Genomic DNA, 21563 nt, shown 5'->3' on the forward strand with positions numbered 1-21563 from the left:
ACGTCACCGAGGGGAACATCCAGATCTACGCGGCGTGTACACAGAACTCGGCTGGGCCTCGTCCGCGACCACCACGGACCGGGGGTGAACAGGGGCACGGCGGGTGCCCACTCGCCATCATGTGGGCCAGTACGGGTTCGTGGCGCTCGGGATCACGCGGGGACGACGGCCGGCGGCGGGACGTCCCCCGTCGCCAGTTGGCTTGCCTTTCGTAGCGGTTGCGGCAGGGGTTGCTTCCTGCGCGCAGGTAGCGCGGGATGAATCCGAAGCCATAGCGCCGCCACTGCCGACGGTGCACCTTCTCGTGCCGGATCCTGTCCCTGGTGACGTTTCTCCGGTTCCTGTCGGTGAAGTAGGTGGTGCCGAGGGTGGTTCCGCCTCGGGCATGCAGGAAGTGGCCTCCCCGGCACACTCGCATTCCGTAGCGGTAGGAGCAGCGGTAGCCCAGCAGGCGACCGGCCTTGGACAGACCCCAGCCGACGCCGCTGGCCGTCCACCGGTTGAACTTCCGCTTGGCGCGCTTCCACCAACCCCACCTGCCGTCGAGGTCGTAGCGGTTGAGCGGGTCGGCGTCGACGTAGTCATAGGCGTTGGCGTTGCCGCCGGGGACGGGGTCGACGGAGAGGAAGCGGCCCGTGGTCGGGTCGTAGAGACGGACCCCCATGAGAGTGGCGCCGCTGGGGGTTTCGCTCGAGCGCTGCTTTCCCCCGAGCCAGCCGTAGCGGGTCGGGTCCGTGCCGGGCAGCAGGTTGCCGTACTCGTCGTAGGTGTTGACCACCGGGGTGGAGCCGTCCACGAGCGGGATCTGGGTCGCGATGTCACCGTGCAGGTTGGACAGTTGCACCACGACGTCGCCGGTCGCGCTGGTGGTGGCGATCAGGCCCCCGGCCAGGTCTTCGAGGCTGCGGCTGATGGTGCCGTTGCTCGCCGAGGTCCAGTCCGGGCTGTCGCCGGCGCCGCCGTAGTGGTTCGTCGAGGTGGCGGGCGTTCCCCAGGTCCCGTCCTCCGCCTGCTCCTCGGTCGCCCAGGAGGCCAGGCGTCCACCGGCGTCCAGGTTCCAGGTCGTGCGCTTGGAGCCGGCGGTGATCTGACGCGCCAGGTCATTGGCGTAGTAGGCGTTCTGTGTGCCGCCGGCCTGCGCGGTGGTGCGGCCGAAGGCGTCGTAGACGGTGCCGGTGGCGATCAGCCGGTCGGCACTGTCATAGGCGGAGTTGGCGGTCCTGACGGTGGGAGCGCCCCCGTCGACGTCATCGATGGTGGTGGTCAGGGACGTGCGGTTGGTGTTGTCGTCGAAGGCATACGCACGGTGCGTGGTGACACCGGCCTGGGCGTCGTGCACCTTCGTCATGCGGCCTGCCGCGTCGTAGGTGTACTCCTGGTAGGCACCGCCGCCCGTGTAGGTGGTGCGGGAGACGATCTGGTCGTGGATGGACGCGGTGGTGGACTCGCCCTGGATGGTCCAGCCGGACTCCCAGTGCCAGTAGCGGGAGGTCTCGCTGCCGGTGGGGTCGAGGTTGAACTCGACGTCCATGTTCCAGGGCAGCACCTGCTTGTAGAGGCGGCCGTCGGAGTCGTAGGAGCCGGTGACGTCGCCGATGCCGCCCATCACCGAGTCGTGCATCCGAGTGGGAAGACCGGCCGGACTGTCGTAGTCGTAAGTGATGGTCGAGGGTGCGGAGTCGGTGACCCGCGTCCTGCGTCCACGGCTGTCGTACTCGGTCCGGGTGACGTTGCCCGCACCGTCGTCGTAGGCGATTTCCCGGCCGAGCAGGTCGGTGGTGCGGCTGATGGTGGCAGTTCCGTCGGAAACGGTCGCCACATCACCACTGGCCGAGTCATAGGTGGTGGTCTGAGCGGGCACCGCGGTGCCGACCCCGCCCGTGACCTGAGTCCGGTTCAGGCGGCCGGCCGTGTCGTAGGTGTTCGTCGTGGTGCGAGTGACGCCGTTGGCCGTCTCGGTGACCTTCGAGGGATTGCCCCAGCGGTCGTACTCGATGGACTTCACCGGCAGTTCGCTGGGGTTGGAGCCGCCCCCGGTGATCGCGCCGGCGGGGCCGGTGGAGCACTCCAGGTCGGCCCACTCCGGCCGGCCTTCGCAGGTTCCGGTGCCGGTGGCGGACCAGTAGCGCACCACGGTCGCTCCGGCGTCGGTGCCAGTGGACTTGGGCAGTGTGGTCCTGGTGACCCGGCCCTGGGCATCGAAGCTGGTGGACTTGGTCAGCTTCAGCCCATCGGGGTCGGTCGTCACGCTGGAGGGCAGACCCTTGACCCAGTCGTAGGCGGTGGCCGTCGTGCGCGCATCCCCGTCCGTGGGGTAGCCGTCGATCGCTGCCCCCACCTTGGCGGTGGTGATCTGGTCGGTCACCGTGGCGGTGCCGTCCGTGGGCCGGCCCTCGTCGTAGCTGTTGACGGTGTGCTCACGTGCCGGGATCTGGACCCCGGCCGGAAGGTCGGGGCTGTCCGCGTCGCCGGCGAGGGCCTTGGTGAGGGTGACCAGGTGCAGCGGCCCGAACTCCTCCGACTCCCGCTTGCCGTCGGTCGAGTAGACCGAGACGGTACCCAGCTGACGGGCGCGCTCGGCGGTGGAGTCGGACAGGATGCCGAGTTCGCTCTGGGTGTTGACCTGGTACTGCGCGCTGCCCAGTGCCAGTTCGCGGTTGGTGGCGGTGAGCTCGAAGGTGGTGTTGCCGAACCGGTCGTACTGCGTGACGGTCAGGTGCCGGCCAGGCAGGCCGGTGTTCACCTCGCGCCCCGAGGCGTTGGTGTAGGTGATGCTCGCCTTGTCGTAGTCGGCCGCGGCCAGGTCTCCGCCGGTGTGGGAGGAGGGCACCTGGTCGGCGGGGAAGACCGCGGTCGCGTCCGTCGGCGCGTCCGTCTGGCCCCACGTGACGGCGTCGCCCGGCGCGACCTGGTTGGGCGCCTTGTCACCGGACAGCGGTACGTCGTAGACGACGGAGGTGACGGCCCTGGCGCCGTCCTGCTCGTCCTTGCTGCCCGCCTTCAGGGTCGGGCGGGACGCGGCCAGCAGCATGCCGTCCCCGGCCACCGCGCTGGAACCGGCCTTGCCGTATTCGAACGTCCAGGGCAGCTCACCGGGAGGGGTGAGCGTAGTGACACGACCTGCGCCGTCATAGGCGTAGGCCGTCTTCAGCGCCGGGGAGATGCGCGGGTCCCACTGCTCCCGCAGGCGGCCCGTGCTGTCGTAGGCGTACTGGGAGACGACCGTCGCGGTGGAGGTGGTGGCGCCAGGGGCGGTGGTCCACAAGCGGATCCGGGTCACTTGTCCGGCCGTGTCGCCCAGCGTCGTGCCGGTGGCTGTGGTCGTGGTGGCGTACTGGTACTCCAGGATCCGGCAGCCCTTGGTCGACGGAGTGCCCGCGCAGGTGGCGGCGGAGACGGCCGAGGACGGCGCGATCACGTACTTGGGCCGGGCAAGAGTCTTGCCGTCGACCGTGGTCTTCTCCGAGATCACCGTGGTCGTGGACGTGTCCGTGGGCAGGGACGTGGTGGACAGCTGCCAGGTGGTGGCGGCGGCGTCGACCTTGCTGAACACCGAGGTGGTGCCGTCGCTGTCCTTGAGGGTGAAGGAGCCGGTCAGGCTGCCGGTCAGCGTCAGGTCCTCGGCACCCGACTCCGGCTTCCAGCCTCCGCCGCTGGTGGCGGTGAAACCGGTCTCCTCGCCGTCCACGTCCACGACCGCCACCGAGGTGGCCGAGGACTTGCGCACGTAGGTCCAGTCGCTGTCGGCGATCTCGGCGACCGTGCCGGCCGTCCACTGCGGGCCGAAGATCGCGGCCTGCCCCTCCTGGCCGGCACCGTTCGCGGGCCGGCGGGAGGAGAAGGACCGGGTGGCCGTCAGGTCGAAGCCCGAGGCATCGGTGGCCGACAGGCCGAAGTCACCGGTCAGCGTGTTCACACTGCCCGGGCCGACGCTCTCACTCGGTGCCTCGCCCGCGTCGCGGTCCACCGTGACGGCAGTGGCCGGGGAAGCGTCCGTGGTGGATCCGTCGGTGAACACCGCGCGGACGTCCACCGGACCGTCTTCGCTCAGGGTGTCGGTGATGTTCCAGTTCAGCGCCTCGGCATAGCCGCTCGTGACCGTCACCGGCCAGGCGGTCGGCACCGAGCCGTCGGACTTGCGGCGCACGTCCGCGACAGGGATGTCCTTCCACGTGTCCGTCTCACCGCGTCGGTACTGATAGCGCGCCCCGGTGTCGCCCGTCTTGCCCTGGCCCGTCAGCTCCGTACGACGGGCCGGACGGTCTCCGTCGCCGGGGGTGAGCAGAGCGGCGCCGGAACCCGCGTAGAAGGTGTAGGCCGTTCCCGCCGAAACGTTGCCCGCCGCGTCCTTGGTCCGCGCGGTCAAGACATGCTTGCCCGCTCGGAAGACCGGCTTGCCGGTCACGGCGGTGCCGGTGGTGGCCACCGACTGCCAGGCGGCGCCGTCCAGGTTCCACTGGACTTCCTTCACGTCACCGGTCGGTGGAGTGAAGGTGAAGGTGCCCGTGAAGTCGCCGTTGCCGTCCGGCGTCCCAGACCACTGACCGGCCGGGAACGCGCTGGAGGACACGGCCGTCGTCGCTGGAGCCGTGGTGTCGACGGTGAGTGCGCGGAAGGCCGACCAGGCGCTGTTGACGCTGCCGTCCCCGGAACGCACTCGCCACTTGTACGCGCCGGTCGGCAGCGCCGTGGGCGTCCAGGTGGCCGTCGCCCCCGAGGCGACGGAGGCGCTGGAGCCGGAGCGCAGTGCGGCCGTTCCGTTGGAGGCCCAGACCTCGTAGTCGAGCGTGACCTGCGAACCGTCGCCGTCGAGTGCCTTGGCCGACAGCGTCGGCGTGGTGTCGTTGGTGGCGCCCTTGTCGGCCGGGGATATCAGCGTCGGAACCCCGGGGATCGAGTTGTAGGTGACCGACATGTAGGGCGTGTTTGAGGCGGCGTTGCCCGAGTTGAAACGCTTCCACCCGTAGGGGTCGGTCTCATCGGTGGCCCGGATGCCCAGCGCATTGGTGGCGTTGCCGTTCGCCGCCCACGACTTGGCCAGGGAGGTGACGTCCGCGTTCACCCAGCCGTCGTTGCAGGAGCTGGAGAAACCCTTGGTCTGCGTACTGGTGGCGTATTTGGTGCCCCAACTCGGTTGCGCCGTCCACCGGGAGGACGTGTTCGCGATCCCGGTGGACCAGACCTCCCAGCTCTTGGCCGTGCACGACCAGGAGTGGTAGTTGAAGAGGTTCAGCTTCGCCGCTGTGACCTGCTTGCCCGTGATGTTCTTCATCGGGAACGACAGGAACGAACGGGCGACCTGGGACGACCCGTTGTTGCCGATCTTCAGGTCCGTCGAGGCGGACTGGTCGGTGGTGTAGCCCTCTTGGACGAAGGTGTCGAAGCTGGCACCGACGTTGATCGCCGGGTCGACGGTGACCGGGAACTGCGTGCCCTCGGCCGCGAGGAACTCCGCGTCCGGGGTCAGCGTGATGGTGACGGTGTCCCCGACCTGGGCGACCTTCACGCCGACCTTCGCCCGATGCGTGTGCTCTCCCGACTTCTTGTCGACGCGAGCGTCCCACATCATCGGCGAAGGGAGGACTCCGGTGGCCTTGCCCTTGTCGTCGGTGAAGGTGATCGATCCGTCCGCCTGGGCCTTTGCCCGCAGCCCCTTGGCGGTCAGGCTGTAGGCCACCTCGCCGTTGGCACCGACGGCAGAGCGGTCCTTCAGCTCGAGGAACTGCTCGTATCCGGTCCTGGTGGACTCGATGAGCAAGTCGGTGGCGGGCAGCGCGTTCCTGTACCGCGCGACCGTGTCACCGGCACCCTCGATCGTGGGCTCCGGCAACGCTCCGTACCAGCCGAGCCGCAGCTGTCGACCCGTACCGTCCTCCATGGTGACCAACGGCACCGCAGCCGAGGCACTCTTCTCGCCGGCCGCCCTCAGGCCCTTCGGGGCAGCGTGCCTCCCTGTGAGGGTCAGCCCGTGGGGGTGCCCCTTGGCCGTGATGGATCCGTCACCGGCCTTCTCCAGCGACGGATCGACACCGTGCCACGTGCCGTCGTCACCCTTGAAACGGATCGGGCCGGCGTACGCCTCCTCCGTCACCGTCCCCTCAGGGTCGACGTAGAGGGTCGACGTCTCCGTACGCGCGTCGGTGACCTCGATCCGACGTTTCTGGATCCTGGCCTTGAGCCGTGCCGCCGCTTCCGAAGCGGCAGTCGCGGGGCCCAGATCCTTGGTCTCCTTGCTGGATGCCGTGACGCTCTGCGCCTTGTCGGGTAAAGCGGCGGCCTGACCCGTGGCCTCGATGACCACAGCGGCCTCGACGGCCATCAGCAACGTCAGGGCCGCGGCCACCGGGCGCAGACGACGCACGGATGGCACCGGTAGATAGGGCTGTTCAGAACCGGCGGATCCGTGCCGCTTGGTTCTGCGGAAGAGAGATGACACGCGAATTCCTCACTGCCGCAGTCATGCGCTGCGACAGCACGGCATCTTCACATGCCACATACAGCCTGTCATGCCCCCATCACGGCAGCGCAGACCGCTCAATCCCCGTTCAAGGCAGGCCGTTTGTGCCTCAGAATTCCCGCTTGCGCCATTATGATCTTCGCTTGCCCATGAGGCTACGATCGATCATTTGACCCAAAGTAGGGATCAATCATCCTTCCATCCTTGGGTAAGACTTTGCAAAGCTCAGCGGCCTCCCTCGACGATCGGGACCTCTTTCATTTCTGCACCGAGTTCCACTCCGACGACGGCATTCTCGGAGACGCGCGCGAGATGCATTTCGAGTAGTGCGACCAGTGGGGCCATGAGGCATTCCGCCAAGACCCCGCCGACCGTGACGTTCAATAATCACCTTCAGTACATCTCCGCTTCACGGTCCTGATTCAGCACGGCTGCCAGGCCGTCGCGTTCATGCGGTGAGTCATCCTTAGGCGAGTTCGCGGAATGCGGCCGTCTGAGCCCGCCTCCGTTGCCGCCCCGCCGGGTCCCCGTCCTCCCCCGTAGGACAGGGACCCGGCCGGGTGGGGTTCGCGTCAGCGCCAGGTCTGGTTCCGGTTGTAGTAGCACTGGATCGTGCGCAGCCCGTACTCGCTGTCGTCCAGGCACTCGCCCGTGGCCTGGCTCTCGAAGGTGACCCGGTCGCCGTTCTTGTGGGCGAACCAGCTCTGCTCCCGCGAGGAGTTGCAGGCTCGGGTCGCGAGCGTGTAGCCGTCGTCGTAGAGGCACTCGTTGGTCGCGAGGTTCCGGAGCTGGCGGGTGCCGTCGCCCCAGACGTGCACGTTCCACTTCTGGTAGACGCCACCGTTGCAGCCGTAGCCGCGCAGGCCGAACTGCTGGCTGTCGTCCAGGCACGATCCGGTGGCCATGTTCCCGAACGTCTGGACCACGTCCGTCGCGCCCAGGACACCGGCGGCGGCGCCTGTCGTACGCAGGGCACCTGCCGTGGCGGCCGTCCCGGCGGGTGCGGCCGGCCGGGTCACCGGCTGCGCCGACACCGTCGTGGTGCCCACCGCCAGGAATCCGGCCGCGGCCACCAGCGCGAGGGTCCCCCTGTGGAAGGAATGCGAACGCATCTCTCTTCTCCTCTCGTCCTGCCACCGCGAGCGACTCCCGCGGTCCTTCGTCAACCGGGCTCTGCAGCACGCCGGTCGACTCGTGGCGCGGCCGGTTGACGTGGACTCACCGTAGGTTCGGGATCCGTGGCGGGGCCAAGCATTCGAGCCCCGTCGAAACCATCGGCACCCGTGGCGGTGGATTCCGGCGAGGAACCCGTTCGTTCGTCAGAGGAGGCGCGAGCCCGGTTCCAGCAGGGCCATGCCCATCGGCGTCACGGTGTGGAGGACCGCCTTGCCTTCCCGTCTCGTGGCCACCAGGCCGGCGTTGCGGAGCACCGCGGTGTGGTGGCTCACCGTCGCCGGGGAGATGTTGAGCCGGCGTGCCAGGTCCGTGGTGCTGCGACCGGCCGTCGCCGCCTCCAGGATCGCGGCGCGGGTGCGTCCGAGCAGATCCTCGAGGCCTCGGCTGTCGGTCGCGCCGCCGCCGTCCCACAGTGCGCCGCCCACCAGGGCCTCCGTGACGGTCGGGACGGCCAGCACGGCGGCCTCGTCCGGATCCAGCGCGGGCAGCAGCAGTTCGGCCTGCGGGGTGGAGAACATCGTGGGGGCGATGACGAGTCCGCGTCCGTTCAGATGGACGTCCGCCTCGTACGGATGCTCCAGTTCGAGGACCGGCGGCCGCCAGTGCAGCAACGGGCCGCACAGGGTCTTCAGCAGGTGCTCCACTCCGCCCTCGGCCAGCGCGTTCGCCCACGCGGCGCGGACGTCGGCCAGGTGCGCGCGCACCCCGCCCCAGTACGGAGCCACGGTCACGCTGTGGCAGGCCCGCAGCGCCTCGGTGACCTGGAGCCATGTCGCACGGTCGCCGTCCACCAGGCCGCGGGCCCAGGAGCGGTCCGCCGGACGGAAGCGGATGTTCTCGAACTCGGCGCGGAGCAGGGCGCGGGGAGCGCCGAGCAGCCGGTCCACCGCCTCCTCGACGCACACCGAGTCGCCCGCCAGGCTCCTCATGTCGACCCCGGGTCCCAGCGGCGGCAGCAGCGCGAGGAGGGGCCGCGCCCGTTCGTCCAGGCGCCCCCGGACCGACACCTGCCAGCGCCTGAAGGCGAGCCCGGCGTCAGGGGTCCGCAACAGCCGCACGGTGTCGAGCGTCTCGGCCGCCGCGCCGATCGTCCCGGCCACGCGGATCCGCATGAGGTCCTGGCCCGTGAAGTGGATCCGTTTCACCGAACATTCCGTCCCCGCGTTCCCGTTCGCACACATCAGTCTCGGACAGGGGCCGGTGGCCCCACAACGGCCGATCAGGCCAGGCGCCGCCCGTTCGCGCTCCTTGCGTTCCTGTACCGACACATCTCGATGCTAGCGCCGCTAGACAATCAAGCGGCAGCAGCACTAGCGTTGCCTCAACAGCTAGCGGCACTAGATTCAGCCCCGGCGGGTTCCCACTTCCGCGCCGACGCCTGCACCGCCTCCAGCACGAACCCCGAACCCCGAAGGAAGAAGCACCATGTCGCTCAAGAACGTCAACACCGTCCTGGCCACCGTCGGCACCCTGTTCGTCCTCTACCTCGGACTGACCTTCATCCTGGCCCCCGAGACGGCCACTCCGGGCGTCGGCCTGCCCACCTGGCCCGCGGGGGACGGCGGCGGCTTCCTCGTCATGAAGGGGATCCGCGAGTTCTCGATGGGACTGGTCCTCGCCGTCCTGCTGGCGACGGGCCACCGCCGCGCCCTGGGCTGGGTCCTGCTGATGGAGGCCGTCGCCCCCTTCGGCGACATGATCAACGTCCTGACCCATCACGGCTCCCCCGCCGCCGCGTTCGGCATCCACGGTCTGACCTCGGCCGTGATCGCGGTCACCGGCCTGCTGGTCCTCCGCGAGACCGGCAAGGCCCACCGGGCCCCCGCTCCGACGTCCGCCGTGCGGTCCGCCTGACACCCGCACACCCCGAAGGGGTGGCCCGGCCATACGGCCGGACCACCCCTTTTGTCTGTTCCGGTCGGGAAGTCGGGAAATTTTCCCTGCACTTGGGGCATCGAATTCGGCCAGAGGGCTTCCAGAACAATGCGACATGTGAAATTTTACAGGTCGCTCGTCCACTGCCTGTGTGTCCCAGCACATGGCCACAGCGGCCTCGGAGGCCCCCACAGATGCATCCCTTCCGCATACCGAAGAACCGTGCGCGAAGACTCCCCGCGCTCGGCGCAGCCGTCTTCATCACCCTCGGCCTGTTCGCACCGCAGAGTCAGGCCGCCCCCGTCGGCGCCACGGCTCCGACACCCGGGAACAGCGGGGCCGCCGCCGCGCCGCGGGCGATCCCGGTCCCCAAGTCGCCGCACGCCATCAGCAAGAACCCCCGATTCCGGCTCTCCTCCCAGGACCGCGCCGAAGAGTCCGGCCCGGCGCCGGCGCCCGCGCTCAAGGCGAGCAAGTCGTCGCTGACCGCCACCGCGGACACGTGCCCGGACCTCTCCGGCGTCATCAACTCGACCGGCGGCACGCTGGTCCAGCAGCTCAAGGCCCTCCCCCGGATCGACTGCACCTACCCGCTGTTCAACCTCACCGGGGAGAACGCGCGGAAGGCCTTCCGCGAGGACCAGATGGTGACGGTCGCGAACGCGCTGCGCGACGGCTCCGCCACCTACGCGGGCGACAACAGCACCTCCCTAGGGCAGTTGGTGCTGTTCCTCCGCGCCGGCTACTACGTCCAGGACAACAACGCGGCCGTCGTCGGCGACTACGGCACGGCGCTCGCAGGTGCGGCGCGCGGCGCGCTGGACGCCTACTTCGCCTCCCCGCGCAGCAAGGACGTCACCGACGCCAACGGCGAGATCCTCAACGAGGTCGTCACGCTGATCGACAGCACCCACGAGGCGGGCCGGTACGCCGGTGTCGTGAAGTGGATGCTGGGCAGCTACAACGGTACGTGGCCCGGCCAGATGAACCTCGCCATGCAGCACGTCGAGTGGGTCGTCGAGAACGGCTTCAAGGCCAAGAACGACGACCGCGGCTGGCGGGCAGCCCTGAAGGCCGACCCCGCCGTCCTCGACACCTGGGCCGGCTTCATCACGCGCAACGGCGACCAGCTGAACCGTCTGGACGTCGTCAGCAACGTCGGCCGGTACCTCGGCTACGCCCTGGACGTCCCCGAGCTCAAGGACCGGGTCCGGCCGCTGCTGAAGGACCTGATCAACCGGTACCCGAACGTCGGCCCCACGGCTCCGATCACCATGAACCTGGGCTGGTACACGCGCCAGTACGACCGGGGCAACTGCGCGGCCTACGCGATCTGCGACCTGGGCGAGCGCGTGCTTCCCGTCGTCCTGCCGATCCAGCACACCTGCACCCCGGGCCTCAAGATCCGCGCCCAGGACATGTCCCCCGGCCAGCTGGCGAGCACCTGTACCAGCCTGATCAACCAGGACGCCTACTTCCACCGGATCATCGGCGACAAGGGCGCTATCCCCGGTGACGTGAACACCAACCTGGAGGTCGTCGCCTTCGACGACTACACCCAGTACGCGCTGTACGCCTGGGCCATCTACAACATCGACGTCGACAACGGCGGCATGTACGAGGAGGGCGACCCGGCCCTCCCCGGCAACCAGGCCCGCTTCATCGCGCACGAGGCCAGCTGGATCCGTCCGGAGTTCCAGATCTGGAACCTCAACCACGAGTACACCCACTTCCTCGACGGCCGCTTCAACATGTACGGCGACTTCGAGGCGGGCATGACCACGCCGACCATCTGGTGGGTCGAGGGCATCGCCGAGAACATCTCGTACGGCTACCGCAACGAGCGCAACGCCGACGCGATAGCCGAGGCCGGCAAGCAGACGTACAAGCTCAGCGAGCTGTTCGACACCGTCTACGGCCAGGACGAGGACCCCGAGGTCAGCTCGAACCGGGTCTACCGCTGGGGCTGGCTCGCGGTCCGCTACATGCTCCAGAAGCACCCCGCCGACGTCCAGACCGTGCTCGGCAAGTACCGCGCCGGTGACTGGGCCGGGGCCCGTACCGTCCTGAAGCAGACCATCGGCACCCGCTACGACGCGGACTTCGCGACCTGGCTGACCACCGACTGCGCGACGAACGACTGCGGTCCGCTGCCGGATGCCGCCACCGTGTCCGCCGTCCCGCTCTGCACCATCAGCGACCCCCGTCAGTTCGACCAGAACTGCCGCCGGGACAACCTCGCCGCGGCCGCCGGCAACTACAGCTACCACTTCGTGTACCTGCCGGCCGGCGTCAAGCAGCTGACGATCACCAGCAGCGGCGGCACCGGCAACGCCGACCTCTACTACGGCGGCGGCAGCTGGGCCACCACCACCGCCTACCAGGCGAAGTCCACCAACGCCGGGAACGGCGAGACCCTGACCATCGAAAACCCGCCGTCCGGCTGGGTCTACTTCAGCCTCGCCGCCGCCCAGGACTTCAGCGGGGTGAGCCTCTCCACGCAGACCAAGTGACCCCCCGGTTCGCCGGTGCCCACCGGGCACCGGCGAACCCCTTTTCACTCCCGGGAACAGCACGTCGACCCCCGTCCGTCGGCCCCCGCCCACCCCCGGCGCGGGGGCTTCCGCGGGTGGTGCCCGAGCCGTGGATCCGACCCCAAATCTTGAACACAAATTTCCCACATACCCTCTTCAAGTCCCGCCCCGATGCTCTAGATTGACCGTGCTTCAGCTGTTCGGACACAAGGCGACCAATAAGGTTCCAAAGGTCCGGCATCATGGTGGGCCGTCAGTCACGGCCCCGGTGCCGGATGTGGGGATGATCGGTTCCGGGCCCCGTCAGGGGCCTCGGGTGCGGGGAGCACCCGAGGTCTCGAAGGGTTCCCGGTCGCGCACTTCGAGAGTCGGGCGGGACACGCACGTCCGCCGCCCGGCTCAGTCGTTCACGTAGCTCTTCAATGGCCGGCACGTCGCGCGCCGGGGGGTGGGGACCTCCGGTGAGGAAACAGTGCGAGGCGAACACGTCGTACCACTGGGAACCTGGGGGGTTCTGTGCGGCAAGGGGGACTAGCCAGCCCTTTTCCGTCGGCGCGCGAGCGTCTGGCGGACGGGGCCATCGACCAGCCCACGATCGAGTGGGAACAGCGGTACCGCCGTTCCGTGATCATCAGTGACACCGTGGCCACCGCCTTCGTGGTGGCGGCGATAGGGGAGTTCTTCGGGGCCCGGGACGCGGCCAACTGGCACGAGAAGTGGGAAATACTCGCCTGCTGCACCGAGTTGCTGGTGCTGGCGGCCCTCGCGGTGAGCCGGTCATGGGCTCCGGCCGTGCTCGGTCAGGGCGCCGAGGAGTTCCGCAGGCTCGGACGCTCGCTGTTCGCGGCGACCGTCGTCCTGGCGCTCGGCGGGACAGCCCTGACCTCGCGCAACATCAAACTCTGGATCTTCGTCGCGATCCCCGCCATCGCGCTGGTCACCATGACGGCGCGGTATCTGCTGCGCCTCTGGCTGCACAAGCAGCGCAAGGAAGGGCGGTGTCTGCGCCCGGTGCTCGCCGCCGGGAGCCCGTCCACCGTGAGCGATCTGATCACCCGGACCCGTAACTTCCCGCACCTGGGCTGGCGGGTCGAAGGGGTGTGCACGACGGACGGCCTCGGGCCCGACGGCGACCAGGTGGACGGAGTTCCGGTCGTGGGACGGCTGGCGGACGTCGCCAACCACGTCCGCCGCGACGGCTACCGCGTCGTCGCGGTCACCCCGGACCCGCACTGGTCTCCGGACCGGCTGCGGCGGCTGGCGTGGAACCTCGAGGGCAGTGACGCCGAGATGATCGTGGCGCCGGTGCTGATGGAGGTGGCCGGACCGCGGCTGCACGTCGACGCGGTGCTCGGGATACCGCTGCTGCGGCTCAGCATGCCGGCGTTCACCGGGGGCCGCCGGGCGGTCAAGGGAGTCGTCGACCGGATGGGCGCGGCGGTCCTGCTGATGCTCTTCGCGCCGCTGATGGCGCTGGTCGGACTGCTGGTACTCGTGGACAGCCGGGGCGGGGCGTTCTACCGCCAGCGCCGGGTCGGCAAGGACGGCCGCGAGTTCACCATCTTCAAGTTCCGCACCATGGTGACCGGGGCCCACGGGGCACGGGCCGCGCTGGCCGACCGCAACGAGGGCGCCGGCCCGCTGTTCAAGCTCCGCCGGGATCCCCGGGTGACCCGGGTGGGCGCGGTGCTGCGCCGGTACTCGCTCGACGAACTGCCGCAGCTGCTCAACGTGCTTACCGGATCGATGTCGCTGGTGGGCCCGCGGCCTCCGTTACCGGAGGAATCCGCCGCGTACGGCCCGGACATCCGGCGCCGGCTGCTGGTCAAGCCCGGCCTGACCGGACTGTGGCAGATCAGCGGGCGCAGCGACCTGCCGTGGGAGGAGGCGGTCCGGCTCGACCTGCGGTACGTGGAGGACTGGTCGCTCGCGCTGGACACGGTGATCTTGTGGAAGACGCTGCGAGCGGTGCTCCACGGGCAGGGGGCCTACTGATGCAAGGGGGGCGGCGTCGTCCTCGTACGGACGGCGTGTGGACCGCAGGCCGGGAGGGCCTGCCTGGGGGGAGGAACGGTTCGTGAGGGTCAGCGTTTTCGGGCTCGGTTACGTGGGCTGTGTGTCGGCCGCGTGCCTGGCCAGCATGGGGCACGAGGTCATCGGGGTGGACGTGAACCAGGTCAAGGTCGACCTGGTCAACGAGGGCAAGGCCCCGGTGGTCGAGGAGGGGATCGGCGAGCTCGTCGCCGAGGTCGTGCGGACCGGCGCCCTGCGCGCCACCGACGACGTCCGCGAGGCGATCATGGAGAGCGAGGTGTCGCTGGTCTGCGTGGGTACGCCTTCGGAGCCCAACGGCAGCCTGTGCACGACGTACTTGGAGCGGGTCACCGAGGAGATCGGCGCCGCGCTCGCCGAGCGGGGCGGGCGGCACACGGTCGTGTTCCGCAGCACCATGCTTCCGGGCACCTGTCTGAACCTGCTCGTGCCGATCCTGGAGAAGTACGTCGGCGGCACCGCCGGCGTGGACGTCGGGGTCGCGGTCAACCCGGAGTTCCTGCGCGAGGGCACCAGCGTGCGGGACTTCTTCGACCCGCCCAAGACCGTCATCGGCGAACTCGACGCGGCGAGCGGCGATGTGGTGGCGAAGCTGTACGAAGGGCTGCCCGGCGAGGTGTTCCGGGTGCCGGTCCCGACGGCCGAGGCGATCAAGTACGCCGACAACGCCTTCCACGGCCTCAAGATCGGTTTCGCGAACGAGCTGGGCGCGGTGTGCCAGGCGCTCGGGGTCGACTCGCACCAGGTGATCGACGTGTTCCTGGCCGACCGCAAGCTGAACATCAGCCCCGCCTATCTGCGGCCCGGCTTCGCCTTCGGCGGCTCCTGCCTGCCCAAGGACCTGCGCAGTCTGGTCCACGCGGCGCAGCGGGCGGACGTCTCGGTGCCGATCCTGTCGCATGTGCTGCCCTCCAACTCCGACCATCTCCAGCGCGCGGTGGAACTGGTCGAGCGGACCGGGAAGCGGCGGGTGGGCCTCTTCGGCCTGTCCTTCAAGCCCGGCACCGACGACCTCCGTGAGAGTCCGCTCGTCGAGCTGGCGGAGAGACTCTTCGGCAAGGGCTACGACCTGCGGATCCACGACGCCAATGTGAGCCTGTCCCGGCTGCTCGGCGCGAACCGCGAGTACATCGAGACGCGGCTGCCGCACCTCGCGCAGCTGCTCGCGGATTCCGTCGAGGACGTGCTCGACCACGCCGAGGTGTGCCTGGTGGGGACCAGGGACCCGGCCGTCCTGGCGGCGCTGCCGCACGGCGGCGACCCGGTGATCATCGATCTCATCCACCTTCCCGACGCCGAGGCGCGCCGGACCGAACCGGGGTACGTGGGCCTTGCTTGGTGAGAAGACCGGCGGCGGCGGGAAGAACCGGCGCGCGCTGATCCTGGTGGAGAACCTGTCGGTGCCGTTCGACCGGCGCGTGTGGCAGGAGTGCACGACGCTGCGCGACGCGGGCTGGGAGGTGCACGTCATCTGTCCGCAGGGCGGCAAGCGGGACACGGAGCCGGAGGCGGTGATCGACGGGGTGCGGATCCACCGCTACCCGTTGCGCGCGGCCACCGGCGGTCCGGCCGGCTACCTGCGGGAGTACGGGTCGGCGCTGTGGCACACGTTCCGGCTGGCCCGGAAGGTCGGCCCGGTCGACGTGGTGCACGCCTGCAACCCGCCGGACCTGCTGTTCCTGCCCGCGCTGTGGATGAAACGGCGCGGCGCGCGGTTCGTCTTCGACCAGCACGACCTGGTGCCCGAGCTGTACCTCTCCCGGTTCGACCGCGGCGAGGACCTGCTCTACCGCGCCGTGTGCGCGCTCGAACGACGGACCTACCGGGCCGCAGACGTGGTGATCGCCACGAACGAGAGCTACCGGGACGTCGCGGTGCGCCGGGGCGGGAAGCGGCCCGAGGACGTCTTCGTGGTGCGCAGCGCGCCCGACACCGACCGCTTCCGTCCCGTCCCTCCCGAGCCGGAGCTGAAGCGGGGCAAGGCCCATCTGCTGTGCTATCTCGGCGTGATGGGCCCGCAGGACGGCGTCGACTACGCCTTGCGGGCCCTCGCGAAGCTGCGCGACGAGGTGGGGCGTACCGACTGGCACGCGGTGTTCGTCGGCGCCGGGGACACCTTCGACGCGATGGTGGAGCTGTCCCGGAAGCTCGGGCTCTCGGAGCAGGTGGAGTTCACCGGGCGCGTGCCGGACGCCGACCTGGTGCGCTACCTGTCCTCCGCTGACGTGTGCCTCTCCCCCGACCCGTGCAATCCGCTGAACGACGTGTCGACCATGAACAAGGTCCTGGAGTACATGGTGATGGGCCGGCCGATGGTGTCGTTCGACCTCCGGGAGGCGCGGGTCTCCGCCGGGGACGCCGCCGTGTACGCGTCCGCCGACGACGAGTCCGAGTTCGCCCGGCTCATCGCGCTGCTGATGGACGATCCGGAGCAGCGGGCCCGGATGGGGAAGCTCGGCCAGGAGCGGGTCGACGGGCCGCTGTCCTGGCGGAATTCCCAGAGATCGCTGCTCGCCGCCTACGCCGCTGCCTGCGGTGACCGGCCTCCGCTGTCGGCGGGCGACCCGGACCGGGCAGGGACGAGGCCGCGCAGTTGAGCGACGACACGATACGCCTGGTCACCATCGGGCGGATTATCCGTCGGCGCGGACGGCTCCTCACCCTCCTCGTCGTGATGGGCGCGCTCGTCGGCTACGGCGCCTCCGTCCTGTTCCCGCCGCGCTACACGACCTCGGTGTCGGTGCTGCTGCCGGGGGCGTGGGAGGAGCGCGAGCTGCTGACCCAGGCGCAGGTCGCGACCAGTTCGGTGGTGGTCGACCGGGTGGCGGCCACGCTCGGCTGGGCGGGGGTGGACGGCATCGAGCTGCGGGAGCGGGTGACCGCCGAGGCCGCCGACGGGAACATCATCAAGATCTCGGGCACGGCGGAGACCCCGGAGCGGGCGCAGCGGCTCTCCGACCAGGTGGCCCAGCAGTACGTCGCGTTCGCCACGCGGATCGTCGGCGACGCCGGCGATCCCGAGGCGGCGGCCCGGCTCGACGCCCTGCGCAGGACGGTGGTGCAGACCAGCCGCCGCATCACCGAACTGGCCGATACGGCGGGTCCCGGTCGGAGCGTGGAGAGCGTGCAGACCCGCACCGAGCTGGAGGGGCTGCGCACCGCGCTGCAGGAGTCCATCGACAAGCTGGACCAGGCGGGTCCGACGTCCAAGAAGGCCCACCTGGTGGTCATGGGGCAGGCGGCCCGGCCGGCGGGCGAGGCTCCGCCGACCAGGACGCAGCTCATCGCCGGAGGGGCGCTGCTGTTCTTCCTGCTGGCGGTGGTCGGTCATCTCACGGCCGCGCGGATGAGCCGTCGGCTGCGGACGGAGACGGAGATCGCCGCCGCGCTGGGCTCGGCGCTCCTCGGCACCGTGGACGTGCCCGGCGGCCGGCCGGCGCACCGGCCGGAGGGCCGGGGGCTGCGGTCCCGGCTCCGCCGGCTGCTCGGCACCGACGTCCGCTGGGACATGCCGAACCCTCGGGGGTCCGGCGACGAAGGCGGCCGGCGCATCCGCTACCGGCGGGTGTACGCCCGGCTCCAGGACCGGCTTCCGGCCGCCCGGCGCCTCTTGGTCGTCGTCCCGGACGGGGACGAGATCGCCCACCGGGCCGCCGGTGAGCTGGTCGCCGAGGCGGAGAGCGCTCTTTCCCCGGGTCCGGCGGGCCCTGGCCTGCCCGCGCTGCGGACGGTGGGGGTCTCCGCGTCCCGGCCGATGATGCCGGACCGCGACGACGAGTCCGGTGCCCTGGTCGTGGTCAGTGCCGGCAGCTGGACGGCGGGCGAGCTCGCCGGGATCGCCGAGGCCTGCGCGGACGCCCGGCACGAGGTCGTCGGCATCGTCCTCGTGGGCACGGTCCGGGACCGGTCGAAGCGGTCCGCGGCCCGTCCCCGGAGCGCCGCTCCCGGGGACGCCGAGCCGGTGCTCGCGGTGGGCGAGAGCGCTTCGGGAGGCGCACGGTGACGACACGTACGACATCGGAGTCGCCGGAGTCCACGGACGCCGCGCCGCTCCTCGACCTCCAGGCGCTGGTGGTGGCCGTCCGGAGGCGGCGGCGCCTCTGGGGCTCCCTGGCGCTCCTCGGCCTGGTCCTCGGCGCGGCGGTGGCGGTCGTCCTGCCGCAGCCGCCGACCGCGGTGACCAAGGTGCTGGTCGCGCACCAGGAGGACCAGCCGAACGACCCCGGCACGCTGATCCGCACCGACGTCGCGCTGCTGCAGACGACCCTGATCGCCGACAAGGCCCTGGAGACCCTCAAGTCCTCGGAGAAACCTGAGGACTTCATGAAGGAATACACGGGTTCCGGTGTGACCAACAACCTGCTGCAGATCGATGTGACCGGCGACAGCGACGCGGAGGCGGTGGCCCGCGCCCAGGCGCTGGCCGACGCCTTCGTGGCGGACCACGTACGGCGGATACGGCAGGTCGCCGAGGCCGACGCGAAGGCGCTCCTGGACCAGCGCGACCGGCTGCGGCAGGAACTCGCCCAGGTCAACAGGGACATCGGGGGCGGCTCGCCGAACGGCGTGCCGAAGGCCTCGGCAAACATGGAGTCGCTCTTCGCCCGCCGGGCCGAACTCACCTCGCGCATATCCGACTTCGGACAGCGTGCCGAGGAGGCGCGGATCGGTGCGCCACGCCTGATCGCAGGGACGCAGATCGTGGACGCCCCCCGCGCGGTGCGGCGCTCCCTTCCGAAGACCCTTGCCACCGACGCCGGGATCGGGCTCGTCCTCGGACTCGCCCTCGGGCTCGCGGTGGCCGCGGTGGGCACGGTGGTCGCGGACCGCCCGGTGCTGCGCCGGGAGATCGCGTCGCACCTCGGCTCCTCGGTCGTCGGCGAGCTGCCCGGCCGCTCGGGCAGGCGGTGGCAGCGCCGCCGCGTCCGGGCGGCGCGGACCAGGCTCACCAGGTCCCTGGCCCGTACGGTGCGCGGCACCGTGGAACCGGTGTCGCTGCTCGAACTGGGCTGTCCCCGCGCCGCGGGAACGATCGCCCTGGACCTCGCGGGGCTGCTGGCCGCGGACGGTCCCGTGGTCGTCGTCGACGACCTGCCGGGCCCGCAGCTCGCCCGCCGCCGCCCGGAACCCGGGGACCCGACCGTGGTCGGCGTCGACGCCACCGGGGCCGTGTCGCCGCAGGAGCGCCGGATCGGCGTGGGTTCGGTGGCGCCCGGCGCGGCGTGGAGCGACCTCCCGTACCTCGGTACGCGGACGTTCCTCGTCGTGCGCGCGGGGCACGGCAGCGTCGCCTGGCTGCACACGGTGGCGCGGCAGCTCGCCGAGCAGCGCGTCGCGGTGATCGGCGTGGTGCTGATCGACCCCGATCCGCGGGACCGGACCGACGGGACGCTGTGGGACGGGCCGCGGCGCGCCGCGCGTGGCCCGGAGGAGGGGCCGGCCCGGCAGAACGGGACGGGCCGGCGGCGGAAGGAGCGGCTGCCGATGTGGGCGTCGACGGGACCGGACAGTGACCAGGAGGTGAGGTAGCACATGTGTGGCATCGCAGGTACGTACCGATGGCCGGACGGGAAGGCCGTGACCGACCGGCTCACCGACGCCCTCGCCCATCGCGGACCGGACGGGGCCGGCCGGTACAGCCACCCCGTCGGTGACGGCGAGGTGCAGCTCGGGCACCGCCGGCTGGCCATCGTCGACCTGTCCGGGACGGGCGCCCAGCCGATGGTCTCGGACGGTCTCGTCCTGACGTACAACGGTGAGCTGTACAACGCGCCGGAGCTGCGTGCCGAGCTGACGGCCGCCGGGGTGCGGTTCCGCGGCACCTCCGACACCGAGGTGCTGCTCGAGGCCTGGCGGCGCTGGGGCACGGACTGTCTGCCCCGGCTGCGCGGCATGTTCGCGTTCGGGATCTTCGACGAGCGGACCGGGGAGCTGGTGCTCGCCCGCGACCAGCTCGGCATCAAGCCGCTGTTCCTGCTGCGGCGCGGCGAGGGTCTGGTGTTCGCCTCCGAGCTGAAGGCGCTCGCCGCCGTGACCGGCGGCTCTCTGGAGGTGGACCACGCGGCTCTGGTGGCCTCGCTGCTCTACTACTGGGTGCCGGACTCGCGGTGCGCGTTCCGCGAGGCGGAGAAGCTGCCGCCGGGAAGCTGGCTGCGGTGCCGGCCCGACGGGCGGGTGGACCGCGGCCGGTTCTGGAGCCTGAAGGAGGTCGCGGCCGAGGGCCGGGAGCGGGCCCGTTCCGGTGAGCTGCCGGATCTCGCCGCCGTCGTCGAGGAGTCGACCCGGCGCCATCTGCTCTCCGACGTGCCCGTGGCGACCTTCCTCTCCGGGGGGCTCGACTCCAGTTATCTGACCGCGCTCGCGGCCCGTGAGCACCCGGGGATCTCCGCCTACACGATCGGGTTCCGCGCCGAGGACGCCAGGTTCGAGGCGATGCCGGACGACCTGCGGTACGCCCGGCAGGTGGCCGAGCGGTTCGGCGTCGATCTGCACGAGATCGAGATCGCGCCGGACGTGCTGGACCTGCTGCCCCGGATGACGTACCACCTGGACGAGCCGATCGGCGATCCCGCCGCGATCAACACCTTCCTGATCTGCTCGGCCGCCCGGGAGGCCGGGGTCAAGGTGATGCTCTCGGGGATGGGCGCCGACGAGCTGTTCGCCGGGTACCGCAAGCACCTGGCCAACCGGATCGCGCTGCGCTACCAGCGCGTCCCCGGGCCGCTGCGGCGTGGTCTTTCGGCGGGGGTGGGCCGGCTGCCGGTCGCGTCGGCCCGCCGGGGGTACCGGTCGGTGCGGTTCGCGAAGCGGTTCCTCTCCTTCGCCGATCTGCCGGAGGAGACGGCGTTCCGGCGGAGTTACACCATGTACGACCGGGACGAGCTGCTCGCCCTGATCGATCCGGATCTGGCGGGGACGGTCGACGACGTGCTGACCGAGCACGCGGACGTCTACGAGGACAACGGCCTCGACGACTTCGTCAACCGGATGTGCCTGGCCGACGCCCGGATGTTCCTGCCGGGCCTGAACCTCGCCTACACGGACCGGTCGAGCATGGCCGCGTCGACCGAGGTGCGGGTGCCGTACGTGGATGTCGAGGTGGTCCGGGCGGCGTTCGCGGTGCCAGGTGACCGCAAGATCGTCGGCCGGCAGGGCAAGGCCGTCCTCAAGGAGGCGGCGAGTTCGGTCCTGCCCCGGGAGATCGTGTACCGCCCCAAGGGCCTGTTCAGCGCCCCGCTGCGGGCCTGGATGAGCCGGGACCTGGCGCCGCTGGTGCGCGAGGTGGTGCACGACGGCCTGCTCGTCAGCTCCGGGCTGCTGCGCCGGGACGCGCTGGCGCGCATGGTCGCCGCGGACGCCGCCGGACAGCAGGACTACTCCAAGCATCTGTGGCATGTGCTGACCCTCGAGTACTGGTATCGCGGCGCGACCTCCGGGTCCGGCCAGAGCGCTTCCTCGACTGCGTAGAG

The 21563-nt window shown here is 70.4% G+C and carries 11 protein-coding genes; 8 read left to right on the top strand and 3 right to left on the bottom strand.

What is annotated here, in order from left to right; translation table 11 throughout:
- Positions 1 to 25: 25 nt before the first annotated feature.
- The 3 genes from ASD33_RS32125 to ASD33_RS32135 form a co-directional block, all read right to left on the bottom strand.
- Entirely contained in the window at positions 26 to 6361 is a 6336-nt protein-coding gene (locus ASD33_RS32125; protein ID WP_242427286.1) for a DNRLRE domain-containing protein, read from the bottom strand.
- Between the two features lie 668 nt (positions 6362 to 7029).
- The gene (locus tag ASD33_RS32130; RefSeq protein WP_056568739.1) at positions 7030 to 7569 is read right to left on the bottom strand and encodes an RICIN domain-containing protein; all 540 of its coding nucleotides are present in this window, start codon (positions 7567 to 7569) and stop codon (positions 7030 to 7032) included.
- A gap of 207 nt (positions 7570 to 7776) precedes the next feature.
- Positions 7777 to 8778 (bottom strand): winged helix-turn-helix domain-containing protein, encoded by a 1002-nt coding sequence (locus ASD33_RS32135; protein ID WP_242427207.1) that lies wholly within the window; start codon positions 8776 to 8778, stop codon positions 7777 to 7779.
- Positions 8779 to 9058: 280 nt separating this feature from the next.
- Here ASD33_RS32135 and ASD33_RS32140 point away from each other — a divergent pair, with 280 nt between their 5' ends.
- The 8 genes from ASD33_RS32140 to asnB all read left to right on the top strand — a co-directional run bounded on the left by ASD33_RS32140 (position 9059) and on the right by asnB (position 21561).
- The gene (locus ASD33_RS32140) at positions 9059 to 9487 is read left to right on the top strand and encodes a DUF4267 domain-containing protein (protein ID WP_056568745.1); all 429 of its coding nucleotides are present in this window, start codon (positions 9059 to 9061) and stop codon (positions 9485 to 9487) included.
- A gap of 215 nt (positions 9488 to 9702) precedes the next feature.
- Positions 9703 to 12021 (top strand): M9 family metallopeptidase, encoded by a 2319-nt coding sequence (locus ASD33_RS32145; protein WP_056568748.1) that lies wholly within the window; start codon positions 9703 to 9705, stop codon positions 12019 to 12021.
- Positions 12022 to 12558: 537 nt separating this feature from the next.
- The gene (locus tag ASD33_RS32150) at positions 12559 to 14037 is read left to right on the top strand and encodes a sugar transferase (protein WP_107103800.1); all 1479 of its coding nucleotides are present in this window, start codon (positions 12559 to 12561) and stop codon (positions 14035 to 14037) included.
- An 82-nt stretch (positions 14038 to 14119) separates the two neighbouring features.
- The gene (locus ASD33_RS32155) at positions 14120 to 15436 is read left to right on the top strand and encodes a nucleotide sugar dehydrogenase (RefSeq protein ID WP_056568751.1); all 1317 of its coding nucleotides are present in this window, start codon (positions 14120 to 14122) and stop codon (positions 15434 to 15436) included.
- Entirely contained in the window at positions 15426 to 16691 is a 1266-nt protein-coding gene (locus ASD33_RS32160; RefSeq protein ID WP_056568754.1) for a glycosyltransferase family 4 protein, read from the top strand. The genes ASD33_RS32155 and ASD33_RS32160 overlap by 11 nt, the downstream gene beginning before the upstream one ends.
- The gene (locus ASD33_RS32165) at positions 16688 to 18097 is read left to right on the top strand and encodes a hypothetical protein (RefSeq protein ID WP_056568758.1); all 1410 of its coding nucleotides are present in this window, start codon (positions 16688 to 16690) and stop codon (positions 18095 to 18097) included. The genes ASD33_RS32160 and ASD33_RS32165 overlap by 4 nt, the downstream gene beginning before the upstream one ends.
- A complete protein-coding gene (locus ASD33_RS32170) occupies positions 18094 to 19623 on the top strand; it encodes a Wzz/FepE/Etk N-terminal domain-containing protein (RefSeq protein WP_056568760.1) in 1530 nt (509 codons plus the stop codon). Before ASD33_RS32165 ends, ASD33_RS32170 begins: the two co-directional genes overlap by 4 nt.
- A 3-nt stretch (positions 19624 to 19626) precedes the next feature.
- Positions 19627 to 21561, top strand: coding sequence for an asparagine synthase (glutamine-hydrolyzing) (asnB, locus tag ASD33_RS32175; protein ID WP_056568762.1), 1935 nt, complete (start codon positions 19627 to 19629; stop codon positions 21559 to 21561).
- The last annotated feature ends 2 nt before the right edge of the window (positions 21562 to 21563 follow it).

The organism is Streptomyces sp. Root1304 (assembly GCF_001426405.1).
Taxonomy (GTDB): Bacteria; Actinomycetota; Actinomycetes; order Streptomycetales; family Streptomycetaceae; genus Streptomyces.

Coding starts and splice junctions, on each gene's coding strand:
- ASD33_RS32145 (WP_056568748.1), top strand. CDS start 9,703: ATGCATCCCTTCCGCATACCGAAGAACCGTGCGCGAAGACTCCCCGCG.
- ASD33_RS32130 (WP_056568739.1), bottom strand. CDS start 7,569: ATGCGTTCGCATTCCTTCCACAGGGGGACCCTCGCGCTGGTGGCCGCG.
- ASD33_RS32140 (WP_056568745.1), top strand. CDS start 9,059: ATGTCGCTCAAGAACGTCAACACCGTCCTGGCCACCGTCGGCACCCTG.
- asnB (WP_056568762.1), top strand. CDS start 19,627: ATGTGTGGCATCGCAGGTACGTACCGATGGCCGGACGGGAAGGCCGTG.